Below are 18,849 nucleotides of genomic sequence, written 5' to 3' on the forward strand. Positions count from 1 at the left end.
CGCTGAGCCGGTCCGGACGCGATGCGTGACGCCACTGTGACTCATCTGTGCGAACTCCCGCACGACCGTGCGGGCATATGCGCGAGAATGGCCCGGTGACCTCAGCGACTCGACAGCCCGAGACCCCGGCCGCCGCCCTCCCGCCACGGCTGATCGCCACCGATCTCGACGGCACCCTGCTGCGCGACGACAAGTCCGTCTCCCCGAGAACCGTCGCCGCGCTGGCCGCCGCCGAGGAGGCGGGCATCGAGGTCTTCTTCGTCACCGGCCGCCCGGCCCGCTGGATGGGCGTCGTCAGCGACCATGTGCACGGACACGGCCTGGCCATCTGCGGCAACGGCGCCGCCGTGGTCGACCTGCACGGCGGCCCCGGCGCCCACCGCTTCGTGAAGATCCGCGAGCTGGCCCGCGAGAACGCGCTCGACGCCGTACGCCTGCTGCGCGAGGCGGCGCCCGGCACGGTGTTCGCCGTGGAACAGACATACGGCTTCCACCAGGAGCCGGACTATCCCAAGCTGCACATGGAGATACCCGACAACCTCCTGCCCGCCGAGAAACTCCTCGCGGCCGGCGGCCCCGGCGCCGACGAGCCCGTCCTCAAGATCCTCGCCTACCACCCGGATCTCGACCCCGACGCCTTCCTCACCCTCGCCCGCCTGGCCGTCGCCGAACGGGCCAACGTCACCCGGTCCAGCCCCAGCGCCCTGCTCGAACTCAGCGGGCCCGGCGTCTCCAAGGCCAGCACGCTGGCCCTGTGCTGCGCCGAACGCGGCATCTCGCACGAAGAGGTCGTCGCCTTCGGCGACATGCCCAACGACGTCGAGATGCTGACCTGGGCCGGCCAGTCCTACGCGATGGGCAACGCCCACCCGGACGTGATCGCCGCCGCCTCCGGCCGGACGGTCGCCAACAACGACGACGGCGTGGCCGTGGTGATCGAGCGGATGCTGGCCCAACGGGTGTAGCGCCCGTGGGCGCAGCGCCCGCTCCCCCCGTTACCGCGCCCCCACCAGCGACTCCGCCTCCGCCTCCCGCTCCGCCATCGCACGCAGCGGCCCGTCCACGGCGACCAGGTCCGCGTACGGCCCCCGCTGCACCACCCGCCCCTCGTCGAGCACCATCACCTCGTCCACGGCGTCGAGTCCCGCCAGCCGGTGGGTGATGAGCAGCGTCGTACGGCCCTCGGTGGCGGCCAGCAGATCGGCGGTGAGCGCGTCGGCCGTGGGCAGGTCCAGGTGCTCGGCGGGCTCGTCCAGGACGAGGACGGGGAAGTCCGCGAGCAGTGCGCGGGCCAGCGCCAGCCGCTGCCGCTGTCCGCCGGACGCCCTCGCCCCGTGCTCCCCGACGAACGTGTCCAGCCCGTCGGGCAGCCCGTCCACCCAGTCGAGCAGCCGGACCCGGCCCAGTGCGTCACGCAGGTCGGCCTCGGTGGCATCCCTCCTCGCGAGCAGCAGGTTCTCGCGGACCGAGCTGTCGAAGAGGTGCGCGTCCTGGGCACACAGGCCCACCAGGCGTCGTACGTCGTCACCGTCGAGCGCGCACGCGTCCACGCCCGCGAGGGTGTAGGAGCCCGCGTCCGGATCGAGGAACCTGAGCAGCACCTGCGCGAGGGTCGTCTTACCGGACCCGGACGGCCCGACCACGGCGACCCGGCGGCCCTGCGTCAGCGTGAGGTCGATCCCGGCGACCGCCTCCCGGTGCTGCCCCGCATGGCGGGCGGCCAGACCCCTGACCGCGACCGGGAAGGGCGAGGCGGGCGCCTGCCGGGGCCGTTCCGGCTCGCGCACGGGCTCGGCGGCGTCCAGCACCTCGTACACGCGTTCCGCGCTCCTGCGCACCCGCTGCCGGTACCGCGCGGCCAGCGGCAGACCGAGCACGGCTTCGAAGACGGCCAGGGGGGTGAGGACGAGAACGGCCATCGCCACTCCGCTCAGCCGGCCCCCGGCGACCGCCTGTGCGCCCACCAGCGCGGTGGCCGCGACGGTCAGGCCGCAGAGCAGCGCGGTGAGCCCGTCGCCGAGCGCGGTGGCGGCCGCGGAACGCGAGGCGATGCGGGTGAGCGTCCCGTCCGCCCGCCGGGCCGCGTCCGTACGGGCGGGCAGCGCGCCCGCGACCGTCAGTTCGGCGGTACCGGTGAGCAGGTCGGTCACCCGGGTCGCGAGGAGCCCACGGGCGGGCGCCAGCCGCAGTTCGGCGCGCCGGGCCACCCCGGTGGTCAGCAGCGGCACACCGACGCCAGCCGCCAGCAGACCCGCCGCGAGGACGGCACCTGCCTCGGGCAACAGCCACGCCATGAAGGCGACGGAGGCGGCGGAGACGGCCACCGCGACCCCGGCGGGCAGCAGCCAGCGCAGCCAGTAGTCCTGGATCGCGTCCACGTCGGCGACCAGCCGGGTCAGCAGATCACCCCGGCGGGCGGTACGCAGACCGGCGGGCGCCAGCCGTTCCAGCCGCCGGTACACGGCGACCCGGGTGTCGGCGAGCATCCGCAGCACCGCGTCGTGCGACACCAGCCGCTCGGCGTACCGGAAGACGGCGCGCCCGATCCCGAAGGCCCGCGTCGCCGTCACGGCCACCATCAGATACAGCACGGGCGGCTGCTGCGAGGCCCGCGAGATCAGCCATCCGGAGGTGGCCATCAGCCCTACGGCACTGCCCAGCGCCAGACTTCCCAGCAGCAGCGCGAGCAGGAGCCGGCCACGCCGGGGCCCGGACAGCGCCCGGACGCGGGCGAGGACGCCCCGGTGTGACTTCGCGACGTCGGTGCCGGACCCGGCCGCGAGAGGGCCGCCGTCCGACGCCACCTCGACGGAGCGCGTGCCCGGAAGGCCGGGACGGGAGACCGCGGCCGCCGAGGCGGGAGAGCCGGTCTCCTTCAGCCGGACCACCCGGTCCGCCACGTCCAGCAACGCCGGCCGGTGCACCACGAGCAGGACCGTGCGCCCCACCGCCAGCCGTCGCACCGCCGCGACGATGTCGGCCTCGGTCGCCCCGTCCAGCGCGGCCGTCGGCTCGTCGAGCAGCAGCACGGGCCGGTCGGCCAGGAACGCCCGGGCCAGCGCGAGCCGCTGGCGCTGACCGGCGGACAGTCCGGCCCCGTCCTCCCCGAGCACCGTGCCGGCGCCCTCGGGCAGGGCGTCCACGAAGTCCAGCGCCCCCGCGTCCCGCAGCGCTTGCCGTACGGCGTCGTCGGCGGCGTCGGGCCGGGCCAGCCGGACGTTCTCGGCGATCGTCCCGGCATACAGGTGCGGTCGCTGCGGCACCCAGGCGATCCGGGCCCGCCACCGCTCCAGATCCACGTCGGCGAGATCGGCCGCGCCGATGCGCACCCGGCCCTCGGTGGGCCGTACGAATCCCAGCAGGACGTTCAGCAGCGTCGACTTGCCCACACCACTCGGTCCGACCAGCGCGACGGTCTCACCGGGGGCGACGGTGAAGGACGCGCCGCTGACCGCGTCCGAGGACCGCCCCGGGTACCGCACCCGCACTCCCTCGAAGGTCAGGGCTCCCGTCGGCACCGCGCCCGAGCCGGACGCCGGAACGGGCGTCTCCAGCACGGCGAAGATCTCCTCGGCCGCGGCCAGCCCCTCCGCCGCCGCGTGGAACTGCGCGCCCACCTGGCGCAGCGGCAGATACGCCTCGGGTGCCAGCACCAGGATGACCAGTCCGGTGTACAGGTCCATGTCCCCGTGGACGAGCCGCATGCCGATGGTCACGGCGACCAGCGCCACCGACAGCGTGGCCAGCAGCTCCAGCGCGAAGGAGGACAGGAAGGCGATGCGCAGGGTCCGCATGGTCGCCTGCCGGTACTCACCGGTGATCCGGCGGATGGACTCGGCCTGCGCCTTGGCCCGGCCGAACACCTTCAGCGTGGGCAGCCCGGCGACGACGTCCAGGAAGTGCCCGGACAGCCGGGACAGCAGCCGCCACTGCCGATCGGCCCGGGACTGGGTGGCCCAGCCGATCAGCATCATGAAGAGGGGGATGAGCGGCAGGGTGCCCACGATGATCGCCGCCGACACCCAGTCCTCGGTGACGATCCGTGCCAGTACCGCCGCCGGCACGACCACCGCGAGTCCCAGCTGCGGCAGGTAGCGCGAGAAGTAGTCGTCGAGGGCGTCGACCCCCCGCGTGGCCAGGGTGACCAGCGAACCGGTCCGCCGGCCGCTCACCCAGCCCGGGCCGAGCGCTGCCGCACGGTCCAGGAGCCGCCCGCGCAGCTCGGACTTCACCGCCGCACTCGCCCGGTGCGCGGCGAGTTCGGTGAGCCAGGAGACCAGGCCCCGGCCGGCCGCCACGGCCACCAGCAACAGCAGGGGGGTGCGCAACTCCGCTGCCGGGTGGCCGTGCTGGAAGGCTCCGACCACCACCTCGGAGATGAGCATGGCCTGGGCGATGAGGAGTCCCGCCCCGACGGCACCCAGGCCGACGACCGCCACCAGGAAGAGCCGGGTGGCGCGGGCGTATCGCAGCAGCCGCGGATCGATTGGTTCCACGTGAAACACACCCCTGGCGGACTCAGTGCGCGGCTTCGGCGATGTGCTGGGTACCGATCCGCTTGCGGAACACCCAGTAGGTCCACCCCTGGTAGAGCATGACGATCGGCGTGGCGATCGCCGCGCACCAGGTCATGATCCTCAGGGTGTACGGGCTCGACGAGGCGTTGGTGACCGTGAGGCTCCAGTCACTGTTGAGCGTGGAGGGCATGACGTTCGGGAAGAGCGACAGGAAGAGCATCGCCACGGTCGCCACGATGGTGATCCCGGACAGGGCGAACGACCATCCCTCGCGTCCCGCCTGATTCGCGACGAGTGCCGCGAGCAGTGCCGCGACCGCCATGATCAGGGCGACCAGGCTCTTGCCGTCACCGCTGTGGGCCTGTGTCCACAGCAGGAAGACCAGCGCCAGCCCGGCGGTGAGGAGACCGGTCCGGGCAGCGAGCCTGCGCGCCCGCAGCCGGATGTCCCCGACGGTCTTGAGGGCCGTGAACACCGCACCGTGAAAGGTGAACAGCGTCAGCGTGACCAGGCCGCCGAGCAGGGCGTACGGGTTGAGCAGGTCCACCAAGCCGCCGGTGTACTCGAAGTGCTGGTCGATCTTCACGCCCCGCACGATGTTCCCGAAGGCGACGCCCCACAGGAACGCCGGGACCAGCGAGGTCCAGAAGATCGCCGTCTCCCAGTTGTGCTGCCAGTTCTCCTCGGGCCGCTTGGCCCGGTACTCGAAGGCGACGCCCCGCACGATGAGACAGACCAGGATGACCAGCAGGGGCAGGTAGAAGCCGGAGAAGAGGGTGGCGTACCACTCGGGAAAGGCGGCGAAGGTCGCACCGCCCGCCGAGAGCAGCCAGACCTCGTTGCCGTCCCAGACGGGTCCGATGGTGTTGATCAGCACCCGCTTCTCCGGCCGGTCGCGGGCCAGCAGCTTGGTGAGGATGCCGACCCCGAAGTCGAAGCCCTCCAGGAAGAAGTAGCCGGTCCACAGGACGGCGATCAGGACGAACCAGACGTCGTGTAGTTGCATGACAGTGCGCTCCCTTGACCCGGGGCCTAGTACGAGAAGGCCATCGGCTTGTCGGCGTCACGGGTGTCGCCGCCGATCTTCGTGGGCGGGTTGAGGTCGGCTTCCGTCAGCTCGGGCGGGCCGGCCTTGACGTACTTGGCGAGCAGCTTGACCTCGACGACGGCGAGGATGGCGTACAGCGAGGTGAAGACGATCATCGAGGTGATGACCTCGCCCTGGGAGACACCGGGGGAGACCGCGTGCCGGGTCTGCAGGACGCCGTAGACGACCCAGGGCTGGCGGCCCATCTCGGTGAAGATCCAGCCCCAGGAGTTGGCGATCAGCGGGAAGGCCAGGGTCCAGATCGCGATGCGCCAGTACCAGGTGGTGAGCTTCGGGCCCAGTGCCTTGTTCCGGAACAGGACCAGGTGCGGCACCTCGTCGTCGCCGACCCGCAGGTGCTGGGGCAGCATGAACTTCTTGCGGGTCAGCCAGAGTCCGGCCAGGCCGATGGCGAAGGACGCCATGCCGAAGCCGATCATCCAGCGGAAACCCCAGAAGGCGACCGGGATGTTGGGCCGGTAGTCGCCGGGTCCGAACTTCTGCTGCTCGGCCTTGTTGACGTCGTTGATGCCGGGGACGTACGAGGTGAAGTCGTCGTTGGCGAGGAAGGACAACAGGCCCGGGATCTCGATGGCGACCGTGTTGTGGCCCTTGTCCACATCGCCGTAGGCGAAGATCGAGAACGGTGCCGGCTTCTGACCGTCCCACAGCGCCTCGGCGGCGGCCATCTTCATCGGCTGCTGCTTGAACATGACCTTGCCGAGGGTGTCACCGCTGACCGCGGTGAGCAGTCCGGCGATGACCACGGTGATGAGGCCCAGCCGCAGTGAGGTCTTCATCTCACGGATGTTCTTCTTGCGGGCCAGGTGGTAGGCGGCGATACCGACCATGAACGCGCCACCGGTGAGGAAGGCCGCGGAGAGCGTGTGGAAGGCCTGGCTGAGGGCGGTGTTCTGGGTCAGGACGGCCCAGAAGTCGGTGAGTTCCGCGCGTCCCTTCGCCTTGTTGATCCGGTAGCCGACGGGGTGCTGCATCCACGAGTTGGCCGCGAGGATGAAGTAGGCCGACAGGATCGTTCCGATCGACACCATCCAGATGCAGGCCAGGTGGATCTTCTTGGGCAGCTTGTCCCAGCCGAAGATCCACAGGCCGATGAAGGTGGACTCGAAGAAGAAGGCGATCAACGCCTCGAAGGCGAGCGGGGCGCCGAAGATGTCACCGACGAAGCGGGAGTAGTCCGACCAGTTCATGCCGAACTGGAACTCCTGCACGATGCCGGTGACCACACCCATCGCGATGTTGATCAGGAAGAGCTTGCCCCAGAACTTCGTCGCCCTGAGGTACTTCTCCTTCTCCGTGCGCACCCAGGCGGTCTGCAGGCCGGCCGTGAGGGCGGCCAGGGAGATCGTCAGCGGAACGAACAGGAAGTGGTAGACGGTGGTGATGCCGAACTGCCAGCGTGCCAGTGTCTCTGGCGCCAAAGCCAACTCCACGTCGCCAGTCTCCTTACTCGACAGGCTTGTGAATGCGTTCACATTCACAAGCCATTATGACCTACCGATTTTCGACATGGAAACGGGGGGTCGCCGGGCCGCTGTCGCGGGCGCCTGTTTCACGTGAAACAGGCGCGTGGCAGGTCATCGAGCTGGCGCTGCGGCGCTCTGGGTGCCCTGGTGCTCCGGGTCGACAGTGCGCCTGGGCGCATGGACGGGGGCGCCGGACCGGGCGGTCTGGCGACCGTGCCGGGGCGGCACCCCCGTACGCGTGAAGCTGGACGAAGACGAGCACTACGACGAGCGCTACACAGCTACAGCTCCTTGCGGAACCCCTCCGTGACCTTCAGGAAGATGTCGTTCGCCTCGGTCTCCCCGACCGTGACCCGCACACCCTCGCCCGGGAACGGCCGGACCACGACACCGTGCTCCTCACAGGCCGCCGCGAACGCGGCCGTCCGCTCCCCCAGCCGCAGCCACACGAAGTTCGCCTGGGTCTCCGGCACGGTCCAGCCCTGGGCCCGCAGCGTGTCGACCACACGGGTGCGCTCGCACACCAGCGAGCCGACCCGGCCCAGCAGCTCGTCCTCGGCACGCAGCGAGGCGATCGCCGCCTCCTGTGCGATCTGGCTCACACCGAACGGCACCGCCGTCTTGCGCAGCGCCGCCGCCACCGGCTCGTGTGCGATAGCGAAACCGACGCGCAGACCAGCGAGCCCGTACGCCTTGGAGAACGTCCTGAGGACGCAGACGTTGGGCCGGTTCCGGTACAGCTCGACGCCGTCAGGCACCTCGATGTCGCGGATGAACTCCCGGTACGCCTCGTCCAGCACCACCAGGACATCACTGGGCACCCGGTCCAGGAAGCGTTCCAGTTCCGCCCGCCGCACGACCGTGCCCGTCGGGTTATTGGGGTTGCAGACGAAGATCAGACGGGTCCGGTCGGTGATCGCGTCCGCCATGGCGTCCAGGTCGTGCACATCGCCGGGCGTGAGCGGCACCTGCACCGACCGGGCGCCGCTGATCTGCGTGATGATCGGGTACGCCTCGAACGACCGCCATGCGTAGATGACCTCGTCGCCGGGCCCACTGGTCGCCTGTATCAGCTGCTGGGCGACGCCGACCGAACCGGTGCCGGTGGCCAGGTGGGAGAGCGGGACGGCGAAGCGTTCCGCCAACTCGTTCATCAGGCCGGTGCACGCCATGTCCGGGTAGCGGTTGAAGACGCATGCCGCCGCGGTCACGCTCTCCATCACGCCGGGCAACGGCGGATAGGGGTTCTCGTTGGAGGACAGCTTGTAGGCGACGGGGCCGCCGGCCGCGGCAGGCTTGCCCGGCTTGTAGGTGGGGATACCCTCCAGCTCCGCGCGCAGCTTGGGGCTCGTCTCGCTCACCGCAGTCCTCCTCGCGACCACCGGCGGACCGTCAACGCCGCCGGCATCCAATGCTGCTCACCTTATGAGGATTCGGCCCCAGTGCGTACAGGTGTGCAGCGAACCCGATCGCCCCCAGGGGCATCGAGGGCATGACCGTACGAAGGCGTACGTATCGGGGGGCGTGCCATACATATATCTACGCGCCGGTGGCTCACGCCCTGGCGCGCATCCCCCGTGCAGGTGAGTTGAGACCTCTTCGAAACATCGGACGGTTGGCAGGCTCGTGTGCGTCGACACGTCACGTCCTGCCATGGGAGCGCTTAACTTCCTTGAATTCAAAGGCAGTTGCTGGGGAATGACCATGCAGAAACGTGCCTGTCAACGCGTGCATATGCGTCCGCCCTACCCCACCGCATGAGCCCTACTATCGGCTCGCCATGACAGCAGCAGGGAAGCACCAGGTGAGCCGCGCGGAAACCTCACGTCGAGGCAGCCGACCGGGTCGGGCGGGCATCAGAGACGTGGCCGCCGCCGCCGGAGTCTCCATCACGACCGTCTCCGACGCCCTCAACGGCAAGGGCCGGCTCCCGGATGCCACCCGGCGCCACGTCCGCGAGGTCGCCGACCGGCTGGGGTACCGACCCTCGGCCGCCGCCCGCACCCTCCGTACCGGCAAGTCGGGCCTGATCGGCCTTACCGTGACGACGTACGGGGATGAACCTTTCACCTTCACGGAGTTCGCGTACTTCGCCGAGATGGCGCGAGCCGCCACCTCGGCCGCGCTCGCCCGCGGCTACGCCCTCGTCATCCTGCCCGCGACCTCGCGGCACGACGTGTGGTCGAACGTCGCCCTGGACGGCACGGTCGTCATCGACCCCTCCGACCAGGACCCGGTGGTCAGCGAACTCGTCCGGCAGGGCCTGCCGGTCGTCTCCGACGGCCGCCCGGCCGGCTCGCTCCCGGTCACCGCGTGGGTGGACAACGACCACGAGGCCGCGGTCCTCGGCATCCTCGACCACCTCGCCGACGCGGGCGCCCGCCGGATCGGCCTGCTCACGGGCACGACCACGGACACGTACACCCATCTGTCGACCACCGCCTACCTGCACTGGTGCGAACGCGTCGGCCAGGATCCGGTGTACGAGGCATACCCGGCGCACGACCCGTGCGCGGGCGCCGTGGCCGCCGACCGGCTGCTCGCCCGCCCGGACCGGCCGGACGCCGTCTACGGCCTCTTCGACCCCAACGGCACCGACCTGCTCGCCGCCGCCCGCCGCTACGGACTGCGCGTCCCCGAGGACCTGCTGCTGGTGTGCTGCAGCGAGTCCACGGTCTACGCCAACACCGAGCCGCCCATCACCACCCTCTCGCTGAAGCCGCGCCGCATCGGGACGGCGGTGGTCCAGCTCCTCATCGACGCCATCGAGGGGGTCGATTCGGACCGGCCGGTCGAGCAGGTGATACCGACCGAACTGATCGTGCGCACCTCGTCCCAGCGCCGGCCGCCGCGTACGACGGTGAGCCCGCCACGAACCCCGGAAAAGGGATAGTCCACCCGCCGGCCGCCGGATATCGGCGGCCGGCGGACGACGTGACAGCGGCCGACGGACGCGGTGACGGTGGTCGCCAGACACGGTGACGGTGGTCGGCGGATCGCCGTCAGCCGATCGGCACGGGGTCGAACCCCTGCCCAAACGGGGCGAAAGCCGCGGTGAACCGGAGTCTTGCTCCGATTCACCACCCCTGGGTCATCACACGGCGCGACGCGGATTCCTATGATGGGCGCACGACACCGCGGGCCGCTGCGACCAGGCAGTCCGAAGCGGTGCAGATGCGGCGCGATGGTGGAGGGGTCTGATGACTCAGGGGGCCGGTCAGGGACCCGAGGCGGAGCGGACGGCGACGTTGCGCGACTTCCGGGTGCCCGCGTACGTCCACGAGACCGGTCCGTACGCCCACGGCACCCACCCCGGCGACACCGCCCCGCCCGTCGAGGAGGCGTACCCCGAGCCGTACCCGGAGGGGTACACACCCACTCAGCGCGACCTGCCCGTCATCAATCGGGGTGACACGGTGCAGGTCCCGGTCGAACCGGCTGCTGCCCCGCACGTGCCCCAGCAGCCCGTGACCGGCCCCGGCCCGCTGTACGTCGTCGGGGACGTCCACGGCTATCTCGACGAGCTGGTCGCCGCCCTCCAGGAGCAAGGGCTCATCGACGGTGCCGGCCAGTGGTGCGCCGGCACCGCTCGGCTGTGGTTCCTGGGCGACTTCACCGACCGCGGCCCCGACGGCATCGGCGTCATCGACCTGGTCATGCGGCTGTCGGCGGAGGCAGCCGCGGCCGGCGGCTACTGCAAGGCCCTGATGGGCAACCACGAGCTGCTGCTGCTCGGCGCCAAGCGGTTCGGCGACACCCCCGTCAACTCCGGTGCGGGTACGGCCACGTTCCAGGCGGCATGGCTCCTCAACGGCGGCCAGAAGACCGACATGGACCGCCTCCAGGACCACCATCTGCAGTGGATGGCCCGGCTCGACGCCGTCGAGATGGTCGACGGCTATCTGCTCGTGCATTCCGACACCACCGCCTACCTCGACTACGGCGACTCGATCGAGGCGGTCAACGACACCGTCCGCGAGACGCTCACCCGCAACGACGCGGACGAGTGCTGGGACCTGTTCCGCAAGTTCACCAAGCGCTTCTCCTTCCGCGACGAGGGCGGCGCAGACGCCGTTCGCTCCCTTCTCGATACGTACGGCGGCACCCGTGTCGTTCACGGCCACAGCCCCATTCCGTACCTGCTGGGCGAAGTCGGCTCCGAGGAAGGGGAGGACACCGGCGGCCCGGTGGTCGAAGGACCGCACGTCTACGCCGAGGGGCTCGCCATCGCGATGGACGGCGGAGTGACCATGGCCGGAAAGCTGCTGGTCCAGCAACTGCCGCTGGACAGCTGAGGCTTCCCCGGACAGAGTCGTCCCCGCGAAGGTCCGCGCAGGTCGGCACGCAATTTCCGGCAACCCCCTGTCACCGCGTGCCGTCACGGCTCTACCATCGGCTTATCCGTAGCAGGCTCCCCTCCGTTTCTGCCCGACGGCTCGCCGGCGTGCGAGCCCTAGCCCTACGGAGCATCGGGGGATGCACATGAACAGCGTTCCGCAGCACCTGCTGAGCGAGGACCGCCAGGAATACGAGCGGATCCTCGGTGAGGCGCTGCGCTCCGCACCACACCGTCCGGAACTGGCCGGTGTCGGACAGCGGCTCAATTCAGAACAGCTGCGCACCATGGCGCTCAACGCCACCGCACTCATCACGGCGGCCGCGGCGACCGAGTACCAGCACTATGTGAAGGTCCGCGAGGAACTGCGCCGCCCGGCGTCGTCCACCCTGCCGACCGCCGACGAGTCCGGCTCCACGGAACCGGGCACGGGCGCGATGGGGCTCGCCACCACCCTGAGCGAGGCAGCCGAGACCAGCGGCGCGGGCGTCGTCGCCGTACTCGCCGTCCTCGCCCCCGTCCTCGCGGGAACCGCCGCGGCGATCTTCCTGCTCGTCGGCTACATCCTGAAGATGCTCGACCCCGAGCCGGCGTTCGCCCAGACCATGCTGACCGCCGGCTGGGTGTTCGGTGCCGTGACCGCCGCCGCGATCCTGGTCGCCGCCGTCGGTCTGCTGCTCACCGCCCTGCACAACCACCCCTCGCTGGAGACCGGACCCTACGGCGAGGAGGGCGGCGATGTGGCCAGGGCCAGGGACGCCTGGCGGGAGGCCCTGCTGGAGCGCGGCATCCTGCCGTTCCTGCGGGAGGCGCTCGCCGACCCCGGCACGACGACACTGCACCACCACCCGGCCTCGCCGGCCCCGACCAGCCGTATGCCGCGCCTCGGCTACGACCGCCCCGGCTTCAGCAGCCCGGACGAGGGCTCCGGGACCGGCTCGCGCCCCAGCTTCACCAGCCCGGACTACACCAGCCCGGAGTTCGGAGGGCCGGAACACCAGCCGGAGTGACGGCGCGCGCCCCACCCACGGGCGCGTGCCCCTCCTCGGGGGCTCCGGCGCCCCGTCCGGCCCAGGCACACAGGCCCAGGCCGGACGCCCGACAGGGCCTGTGCGGCCGCCAGGTGCGACGGAGTCAGTCCGCGAGAGGCAGGTAGACCCGGTTGCCCGCGGCGGCGAACTCCTTCGACTTCTGAGCCATGCCCTCCTCGATCTCGGCCCGGTTTCCGCCGTGTTCGCGGCGGATGTCCTGGGAGATCTTCATCGAACAGAACTTCGGCCCGCACATGGAGCAGAAGTGCGCCGTCTTGGCGGGCTCGGCCGGCAGGGTCTCGTCATGGAACTCCCGTGCCGTGTCGGGGTCGAGGGCGAGGTTGAACTGGTCCTCCCACCGGAACTCGAAGCGGGCGTCCGACAGCGCGTCGTCCCACTGCTGCGCACCCGGATGTCCCTTGGCGAGGTCCGCCGCGTGGGCCGCGATCTTGTAGGTGATCACGCCGGTCTTGACGTCGTCCCGGTTGGGCAGGCCAAGGTGCTCCTTGGGCGTCACGTAGCAGAGCATGGCCGTGCCCCACCAGGCGATCATCGCGGCGCCGATGCCGGAGGTGATGTGGTCGTACGCGGGCGCGACGTCGGTGGTCAGCGGGCCGAGCGTATAGAACGGAGCTTCATCGCAGATCTCCTGCTGAAGGTCGATGTTCTCCTTGATCTTGTGCATCGGGACGTGGCCCGGGCCCTCGATCATGGTCTGTACGTTGAAACGCTTGGCGATCGTGTTGAGTTCCCCGAGGGTGCGCAACTCCGCGAACTGTGCCTCGTCGTTGGCGTCCGCGATCGAGCCCGGCCGAAGGCCGTCACCGAGCGAGTACGTCACGTCGTACGTGGCGAGAATTTCGCACAGTTCCTCGAAATTCTCGTACAGGAACGACTCCTTGTGGTGCGCCAGGCACCAGGCCGCCATGATCGAGCCGCCACGCGAGACGATGCCGGTCTTGCGGTTGGCGGTGAGCGGGACGTACGGCAGCCGGACGCCCGCGTGAACGGTCATGTAGTCCACGCCCTGTTCGGCCTGCTCGATGACCGTGTCCTTGTAGATCTCCCAGGTCAGTTCCTCGGCCTTGCCGTCGACCTTTTCCAGTGCCTGGTAGAGCGGCACCGTGCCGATGGGGACGGGGGAGTTGCGCAGCACCCACTCCCGGGTGGTGTGGATGTTCCGGCCGGTGGAGAGGTCCATGACCGTGTCGGCGCCCCAGCGGGTCGCCCAGGTCATCTTCTCGACCTCCTCCTCGATGGAGGACGTGACCGCTGAATTGCCGATGTTCGCGTTGACCTTCACCAGGAATCGCTTGCCGATGATCATCGGCTCGATCTCCGGGTGGTTGACATTGGCCGGCAGCACCGCGCGGCCGGCCGCGATCTCCTCGCGGACGACCTCCGGGGAAACGTTCTCCCGGATGGCCACGAACTCCATCTCGGGCGTGACCTCGCCCCCGCGGGCGTACGCGAGCTGGGTGACCGCTGTTCCGGGCCGGCCCCGGCGCGGCTGACGGGGCCGTCCGGGGAAGACCGCGTCGAGGTTGCGCAGGCCCCCGCGCGGTGAGGTGTGCTTGACCCCGTCGTCCTCGGGACGGACGGGACGGCCAGCGTACTCCTCGGTATCACCGCGGGCGATGATCCAGTTCTCCCGCAACGGCGACAGGCCCCTGCGGACGTCGGTGTCGACGAGCGGATCGGTGTACGGGCCGGATGTGTCGTACAACGTGACCGACTGCCCGTTGGTGAGGTGCACCTGGCGGACCGGCACGCGCAGATCGGGGCGTGAACCCTCGACATACCCCTTGTGCCAGCCGATGGACTTCCCGGCCTCCTCGCTGGTCGCGTTCTGCGTGGAGGCAGGCGTGCGTACGTCCTTGTTGGTCATGAGACCTACTCCCTACGCCGGCATTACCCGGTAACAGGTTCGGCGGTCGACGCAGCGGCTTCCGTCAGGCGGCGTTTCATGTGAAACATCACTTCGTTCCACGTGAAACATCGCGAATACGGAGGTCAGCGCCCTCTCAGCCCGGTGCTCCGAGCTCCCGCGTGTGCAAAGGTGCCTCCACGCTAGCGTCAATTCGGGCGCGGTGAACAGGGGGCCCCCGCCGTTGTTGCGATGATCTGGCGGTGACCACCACACAGCAGTACCCGTATCCGCCGCCCGAGCCGCCGCGCGGGGACGGCCCGGGAGAGGGCGGCGGACACGGCCATGAGCAGCATCAGAGCCACGGTCGGGGACACGACCATGACCATGGACCAGGCGAGAAGCACGGCCATCGGCAGGGTGGGGGCCACGGCCACTCGCACAGTCACAGTCATGGACCGTCCGCGCCGGTCTCCAAGCACCTGCGCAAGGTCATCGCCGCCATCCTGATCCCGTTCACCGCGGCCGTCGTGGTCGGTCTCGTAGTGCTCTGGCCAGGTGGGGCACCACCGCACGAGCGCACCGGAGTCGGTTTCGACCGGCAGACACAGCAGGCCACGGTCAGCAAGGTGATCGAGGTGAGCTGCAAGTCGGTGAACGCCTCCGGGGACAGCCCGGCCGGGGACACCTCCACCGCCGAGGGCAGCTCGGCGCGACAGGAGGCGAAGGGCACCTGCAAAAAGGCGACTGTCCGGGTCGACACCGGGAAGGACCAGGGCCGTACGTTCACCGAGATCGTTCAGCCGGACCAGTCACGGCAGTTGCACCAGGGCGAGAAGGTCGTGGTCGCCTACGAGCCCTCGGCGCCGAAGGATCTGCAGTACTCGGTCGCCGATGTGAACCGGAAGTTCCCCATGGCACTGCTCGCCGGGATCTTCGCGATCGCCGTCGTGGTGGTGGGCCGGTTGCGGGGTGTCATGGCGCTGGTCGCGCTGGCCGTGAGCTTCCTGGTGCTGACTCTCTTCATCCTGCCCGCGATCCTGCAGGGTTCGAATCCGCTGCTGGTGGCGGTGGTCGGGGCGAGTGCCATCATGCTGATCGCCCTCTACATGTGCCACGGTCTGTCGGCCCGTACGTCCGTGGCGGTGCTCGGCACGCTCGTCTCGCTGTCGTTGATCGGTCTTCTGGGTTCGGAGTTCATCGACTGGGCCGCGCTCACCGGCAACACGGACGACAACACGGGCCTGATTCACGGCCTGTATCCCTCGATCGACATGAGCGGTCTGCTGCTGGCCGGCGTCATCATCGGTTCGCTGGGTGTGCTGGACGATGTGACGGTGACGCAGACGTCGGCGGTCTGGGAGCTTCACGAGGCCAATCCGTCGATGGGCTGGCGCGATCTGTACCGGGCGGGTATCCGCATCGGCCGTGACCACATCGCGTCCGTGGTCAACACGCTCGTGCTCGCCTACGCGGGTGCCGCGCTGCCGCTGCTGCTGCTGTTCTCCATCGCGCAGAGCAGCGTGACGACGGTGGCCAACAGCGAGCTGGTGGCCGAGGAGATCGTGCGTACTCTGGTCGGTTCGATCGGGCTGGTCGCCTCGGTGCCGGTCACCACCCTTCTCGCCGCTCTGGTGGTGGCGGCCGACCGGCCCGGCACGCCGGCCATGGCCGGCGCACAGCCCGCTCCGGCACGGGGCGGCCGGGGACGGCGCCGGAAGCGGTGAGGTACGGCAGGGCGGGGGCGGTTCGAGGAGAAGCGTTCCTGCGTTCTCTCACGGGGCACGGCGGAGCGTCCGTGCCCCGTGCCGTACGACCTCAGCCGGCGCTCTGTTCCTCGGCCAGGATGCGGTCCAGGGCCTCGTCGAGATGCGCGTCGAAGTCGGCCAACGTCCCCTCCTGCCCGAGCGGGACCAGCTTGTCCGTACGGTCGAGAAAGGCCACCAGCGGCGGTGCCGAGGAGCGGAACAGCGCCTGGTCGCCGCCGACCTGAAGCCGGATCAACACCTCACCCAGCACCTCGGTCCCGGTCGGGGCGATGTGCACATCGCCCTCGCCGCACGGGCGGCCCACTCCGTCGATCAGCAACTCCCGTCCGAAGGCCCAGGTCACCGGGGCATCGCCGGGAAGATGGAAGGTCAACCGCACGGCATAGGGATCGCACGTCTCGTAGCGCAGCTCCACCGGGATGCGGAAGGAGAGCTCCTCCGACACGAGAAAGCTCATCATGACCTCTGCCTGTACGGACTCGCGCATCGACTACCTCGTCATATGACACCGACTGGCCGGGATTGAACCCTTTGACAATGGTGAAATCTTGCTGAACGTACACAACAGATCACAAGGAGTGAGTTTTCAGATAGTGATAGAGAGCGTGAGGGCTCCCAGATGCCGCCCCACCTCCGTCTCCAACTGCCGGGCGGCGGGCAGCAGTCGGTCGGCCTGGTGGGAGGGAAGCGAGATGGCCATCGTGGCCGCCGCGCTGCCGACCGTGATCGGGATCGCCGCGCAGACCGTGCCCAGCGCGTATTCCTGGCGCTCCACCACCGTCTCCATCCGCCGCATCCGGTCCAGCCGACGCAGCAGGGCGTGGTCGTCGCGGACCGTGTACGGGGTGAGGGACTGCACGGGATAGCGGTCGAGGTGGTCGCGGCGGGCGTCCTCGTCCAGCTGCGAGAGCAGGCACTGGCCGAGGGCGTGCGCGTGTCCGGTCTCGCGGAAGTCGGCCCATTCCTCCACGGCGGGAGTGCCCGGGGAGTCGGAGACGCACATGACCTCGATCTCGCCGTCCCGGTACATCGCGTAGTACAGCGGTACACCGATGGAATCCCGCCAGTGCGCCAGCGTGTCGGCCACCGTGCTGCGACGTTTCTGCTGCGCTCCGCTGCTACTCAGCCGCTCGGCCGCTTCGCCGAGGAAGAAGAGTCCTTTGTCCCGGCGTAGATAGCCCTCGTGCACGAGGGTGCGCAGCAGGTGGTAGGCGGTGGGAAGCGCCAGAGCGGTCTCCCGGGCCAACTGCTTGGCCGGAGCGCCGTACTCGTGTTCGGCCACGGTCTCCAGCAGGCGCATCGCGCGCTGGACGGATCCGATGAGGGTGGCGGAGTGCGGTTGTTCGGGGACGGCCGCGGTGGGCGGCCGCTGCACGGGCGGTGTGCAGGAGCGCGGCTGCGCGGGGGGTGCGTGGGGTTCTGCGGGTGCGGTGTCAACCGTGGCCAAGGGTCACTCCCGAAGCGAGGAGGCAGCCCCGTGCGAGGAACACGGGTGGGGGGTGGTGCCGCCCGCGGGGCTGGCCCGCGTGGGGTTCCGGACTCTAACCGTCTGCCACCGCTCGCAGACGGCCCGCCGGGGAAACTTCCCTCCCCCGAGGGAACCGGTGATTCCTGTTACCGCCCACCGGCCCCCACCGACCTCACCAGTCGCTGCGTGAAGACGAGTTGGACATGAACTTCCGCACGATGTAGATCAGGCCGCCGACCAGGGCGACGAAGACCAGTGCCTTGAAGAGCAGACCGATCACGAAGCCGACCACGGTCGCTATCAGGCCGCCGAACACGACCAGGGCGATGACCGGCACCGCGACCCACTTCACCCACCACGGCAGACCCGCGAAGATCTCTCCCATTGCCCTTGTCCTTTGCGTCTTGAGCGTTGTCGGCATCGTTCTCGATGTCCCGCACTCGATGCTAGGGCCGCCAGGGGGTCCGACGGGGCCTTCACAGCCCTTGTCCTCCCCTGACCCGCCCCCTAGGGAACTCCGGGGGACCGGGTCAGGCCTCAGGTGGAGAGAAGACGACCAGAACCCTCAGGTCCTCGCTGATGTGGTGGAACTTGTGGGCCACCCCGGCCGGCACGTACACCACGCTGCCGCGCGCCACCTGGGTCGTCTCCATGCCGACCGTGATCGCCGCCCGGCCGCTCACCACGAAGTACACCTCGTCCTGGTTGTGCGGGTTCTGGGGATCATGCTCGCCCGCGTCGAGGGCGTACAGGCCGACGGACATGTTACGTTCCCGCAGAAACTGCAGGTAAGCCCCGTCGTTGGCGGCGCGCTCCGCCTCCAGTTCGTCCAGCCGGAATGCCTTCATCGCCGTTGTCCGCCCTCGCCCCACTGCTCGTCGTCGATCTCGTCTGCCACGATCAGACACATGAAGAATTTCCTAGTCAAGACGATCGCCAATGCGGGCGCCCTGGCGGTTGCCGTGTGGCTGCTCGACAAAATCACCCTCACCGGTGACAACACGGCCAAAAAGGCCTGGACGCTGATCCTCGTCGCCCTGGTCTTCGGCCTGGTGAACTGGCTGGTCAAGCCCATAGTCAAGGTACTGACCTTCCCGCTGTTCATTCTCACCCTCGGCCTGATCACGCTGGTCGTCAACGCACTCATGCTGCTGCTGACCTCGTGGCTGTGCGGCAAGCTGGACCTGAGCTTCCACGTCCAGGGCTTCTGGACGGCCGTCGTCGGCGGCCTGATCATCTCGATCGTCTCCTGGGCTCTGCACGTCGTCCTGCCCGACGAGGACTGAG

Annotated in this window: 15 protein-coding genes and 1 riboswitch; of the genes, 6 read left to right on the plus strand and 9 right to left on the minus strand. The window is 69.5% G+C overall.

Annotation, left to right across the window (positions count from 1 at the left end; genetic code table 11):
• Window positions 1-77: 77 nt before the first annotated feature.
• The gene (locus ACFYMM_RS10070) at window positions 78-965 is read left to right on the plus strand and encodes an HAD-IIB family hydrolase (protein ID WP_388385363.1); all 888 of its coding nucleotides are present in this window, start codon (window positions 78-80) and stop codon (window positions 963-965) included.
• 30 nt (window positions 966-995) lie between these two features.
• Here the strand turns inward: ACFYMM_RS10070 and cydD are convergent, their stop codons facing one another.
• The 4 genes from cydD to hisC all read right to left on the minus strand — a co-directional run bounded on the left by cydD (window position 996) and on the right by hisC (window position 8,452).
• On the minus strand, window positions 996-4,496 hold the full coding sequence (cydD, locus tag ACFYMM_RS10075) for a thiol reductant ABC exporter subunit CydD (protein ID WP_388385364.1): 3,501 nt from the start codon (window positions 4,494-4,496) through the stop codon (window positions 996-998).
• 22 nt (window positions 4,497-4,518) lie between these two features.
• Window positions 4,519-5,523, minus strand: a complete 1,005-nt coding sequence (cydB, locus tag ACFYMM_RS10080; RefSeq protein ID WP_388385365.1) for a cytochrome d ubiquinol oxidase subunit II — start codon at window positions 5,521-5,523, stop codon at window positions 4,519-4,521.
• Window positions 5,524-5,549: 26 nt separating this feature from the next.
• Entirely contained in the window at window positions 5,550-7,058 is a 1,509-nt protein-coding gene (locus tag ACFYMM_RS10085; protein ID WP_388385366.1) for a cytochrome ubiquinol oxidase subunit I, read from the minus strand.
• A gap of 314 nt (window positions 7,059-7,372) precedes the next feature.
• A complete protein-coding gene (gene hisC / locus ACFYMM_RS10090; RefSeq protein WP_388385367.1) occupies window positions 7,373-8,452 on the minus strand; it encodes a histidinol-phosphate transaminase in 1,080 nt (359 codons plus the stop codon).
• Window positions 8,453-8,871: 419 nt separating this feature from the next.
• Between hisC and ACFYMM_RS10095 the strand changes: the two genes are divergently transcribed.
• The 3 genes from ACFYMM_RS10095 (at window position 8,872) to ACFYMM_RS10105 (ending at window position 12,437) form a co-directional block, all read left to right on the plus strand.
• Window positions 8,872-9,984 carry a LacI family DNA-binding transcriptional regulator gene (locus tag ACFYMM_RS10095; protein ID WP_388385368.1) on the plus strand — a complete coding sequence of 371 codons (1,113 nt, stop codon included), beginning with the start codon at window positions 8,872-8,874 and terminating at the stop codon, window positions 9,982-9,984.
• 307 nt (window positions 9,985-10,291) lie between these two features.
• Window positions 10,292-11,386, plus strand: coding sequence for a metallophosphoesterase (locus ACFYMM_RS10100; RefSeq protein WP_388385369.1), 1,095 nt, complete (start codon window positions 10,292-10,294; stop codon window positions 11,384-11,386).
• Window positions 11,387-11,567: 181 nt separating this feature from the next.
• Window positions 11,568-12,437 carry a hypothetical protein gene (locus ACFYMM_RS10105; RefSeq protein WP_388385370.1) on the plus strand — a complete coding sequence of 290 codons (870 nt, stop codon included), beginning with the start codon at window positions 11,568-11,570 and terminating at the stop codon, window positions 12,435-12,437.
• 124 nt (window positions 12,438-12,561) lie between these two features.
• Here the strand turns inward: ACFYMM_RS10105 and thiC are convergent, their stop codons facing one another.
• A complete protein-coding gene (gene thiC / locus ACFYMM_RS10110) occupies window positions 12,562-14,346 on the minus strand; it encodes a phosphomethylpyrimidine synthase ThiC (protein ID WP_388385371.1) in 1,785 nt (594 codons plus the stop codon).
• Window positions 14,339-14,517: riboswitch (TPP riboswitch) on the minus strand. Its footprint overlaps the gene before it by 8 nt.
• Before the next feature lie 71 nt (window positions 14,518-14,588).
• Between thiC and ACFYMM_RS10115 the strand changes: the two genes are divergently transcribed.
• Window positions 14,589-16,052, plus strand: a complete 1,464-nt coding sequence (locus tag ACFYMM_RS10115; protein ID WP_388385372.1) for a YibE/F family protein — start codon at window positions 14,589-14,591, stop codon at window positions 16,050-16,052.
• Window positions 16,053-16,143: 91 nt separating this feature from the next.
• Here ACFYMM_RS10115 and ACFYMM_RS10120 read toward each other — a convergent pair whose 3' ends face one another.
• The 4 genes from ACFYMM_RS10120 to ACFYMM_RS10135 all read right to left on the minus strand — a co-directional run bounded on the left by ACFYMM_RS10120 (window position 16,144) and on the right by ACFYMM_RS10135 (window position 18,410).
• Window positions 16,144-16,581 carry an SsgA family sporulation/cell division regulator gene (locus ACFYMM_RS10120; RefSeq protein WP_388385373.1) on the minus strand — a complete coding sequence of 146 codons (438 nt, stop codon included), beginning with the start codon at window positions 16,579-16,581 and terminating at the stop codon, window positions 16,144-16,146.
• 99 nt (window positions 16,582-16,680) lie between these two features.
• Entirely contained in the window at window positions 16,681-17,541 is an 861-nt protein-coding gene (locus ACFYMM_RS10125) for an IclR family transcriptional regulator (RefSeq protein WP_388385374.1), read from the minus strand.
• A gap of 193 nt (window positions 17,542-17,734) precedes the next feature.
• Window positions 17,735-17,947: a DUF5326 family protein gene (locus ACFYMM_RS10130; protein WP_388385375.1), complete on the minus strand. Its 213-nt coding sequence runs from the start codon at window positions 17,945-17,947 to the stop codon at window positions 17,735-17,737.
• Window positions 17,948-18,092: 145 nt separating this feature from the next.
• Window positions 18,093-18,410, minus strand: coding sequence for a cupin domain-containing protein (locus ACFYMM_RS10135; protein ID WP_388385376.1), 318 nt, complete (start codon window positions 18,408-18,410; stop codon window positions 18,093-18,095).
• Between the two features lie 60 nt (window positions 18,411-18,470).
• Here ACFYMM_RS10135 and ACFYMM_RS10140 point away from each other — a divergent pair, with 60 nt between their 5' ends.
• Entirely contained in the window at window positions 18,471-18,848 is a 378-nt protein-coding gene (locus ACFYMM_RS10140; protein ID WP_388385377.1) for a phage holin family protein, read from the plus strand.
• Window position 18,849: the final 1 nt, after the last annotated feature.

Source organism: Streptomyces sp. NPDC006739, from assembly GCF_042869815.1.
Lineage (GTDB): Bacteria > Actinomycetota > Actinomycetes > Streptomycetales > Streptomycetaceae > Streptomyces.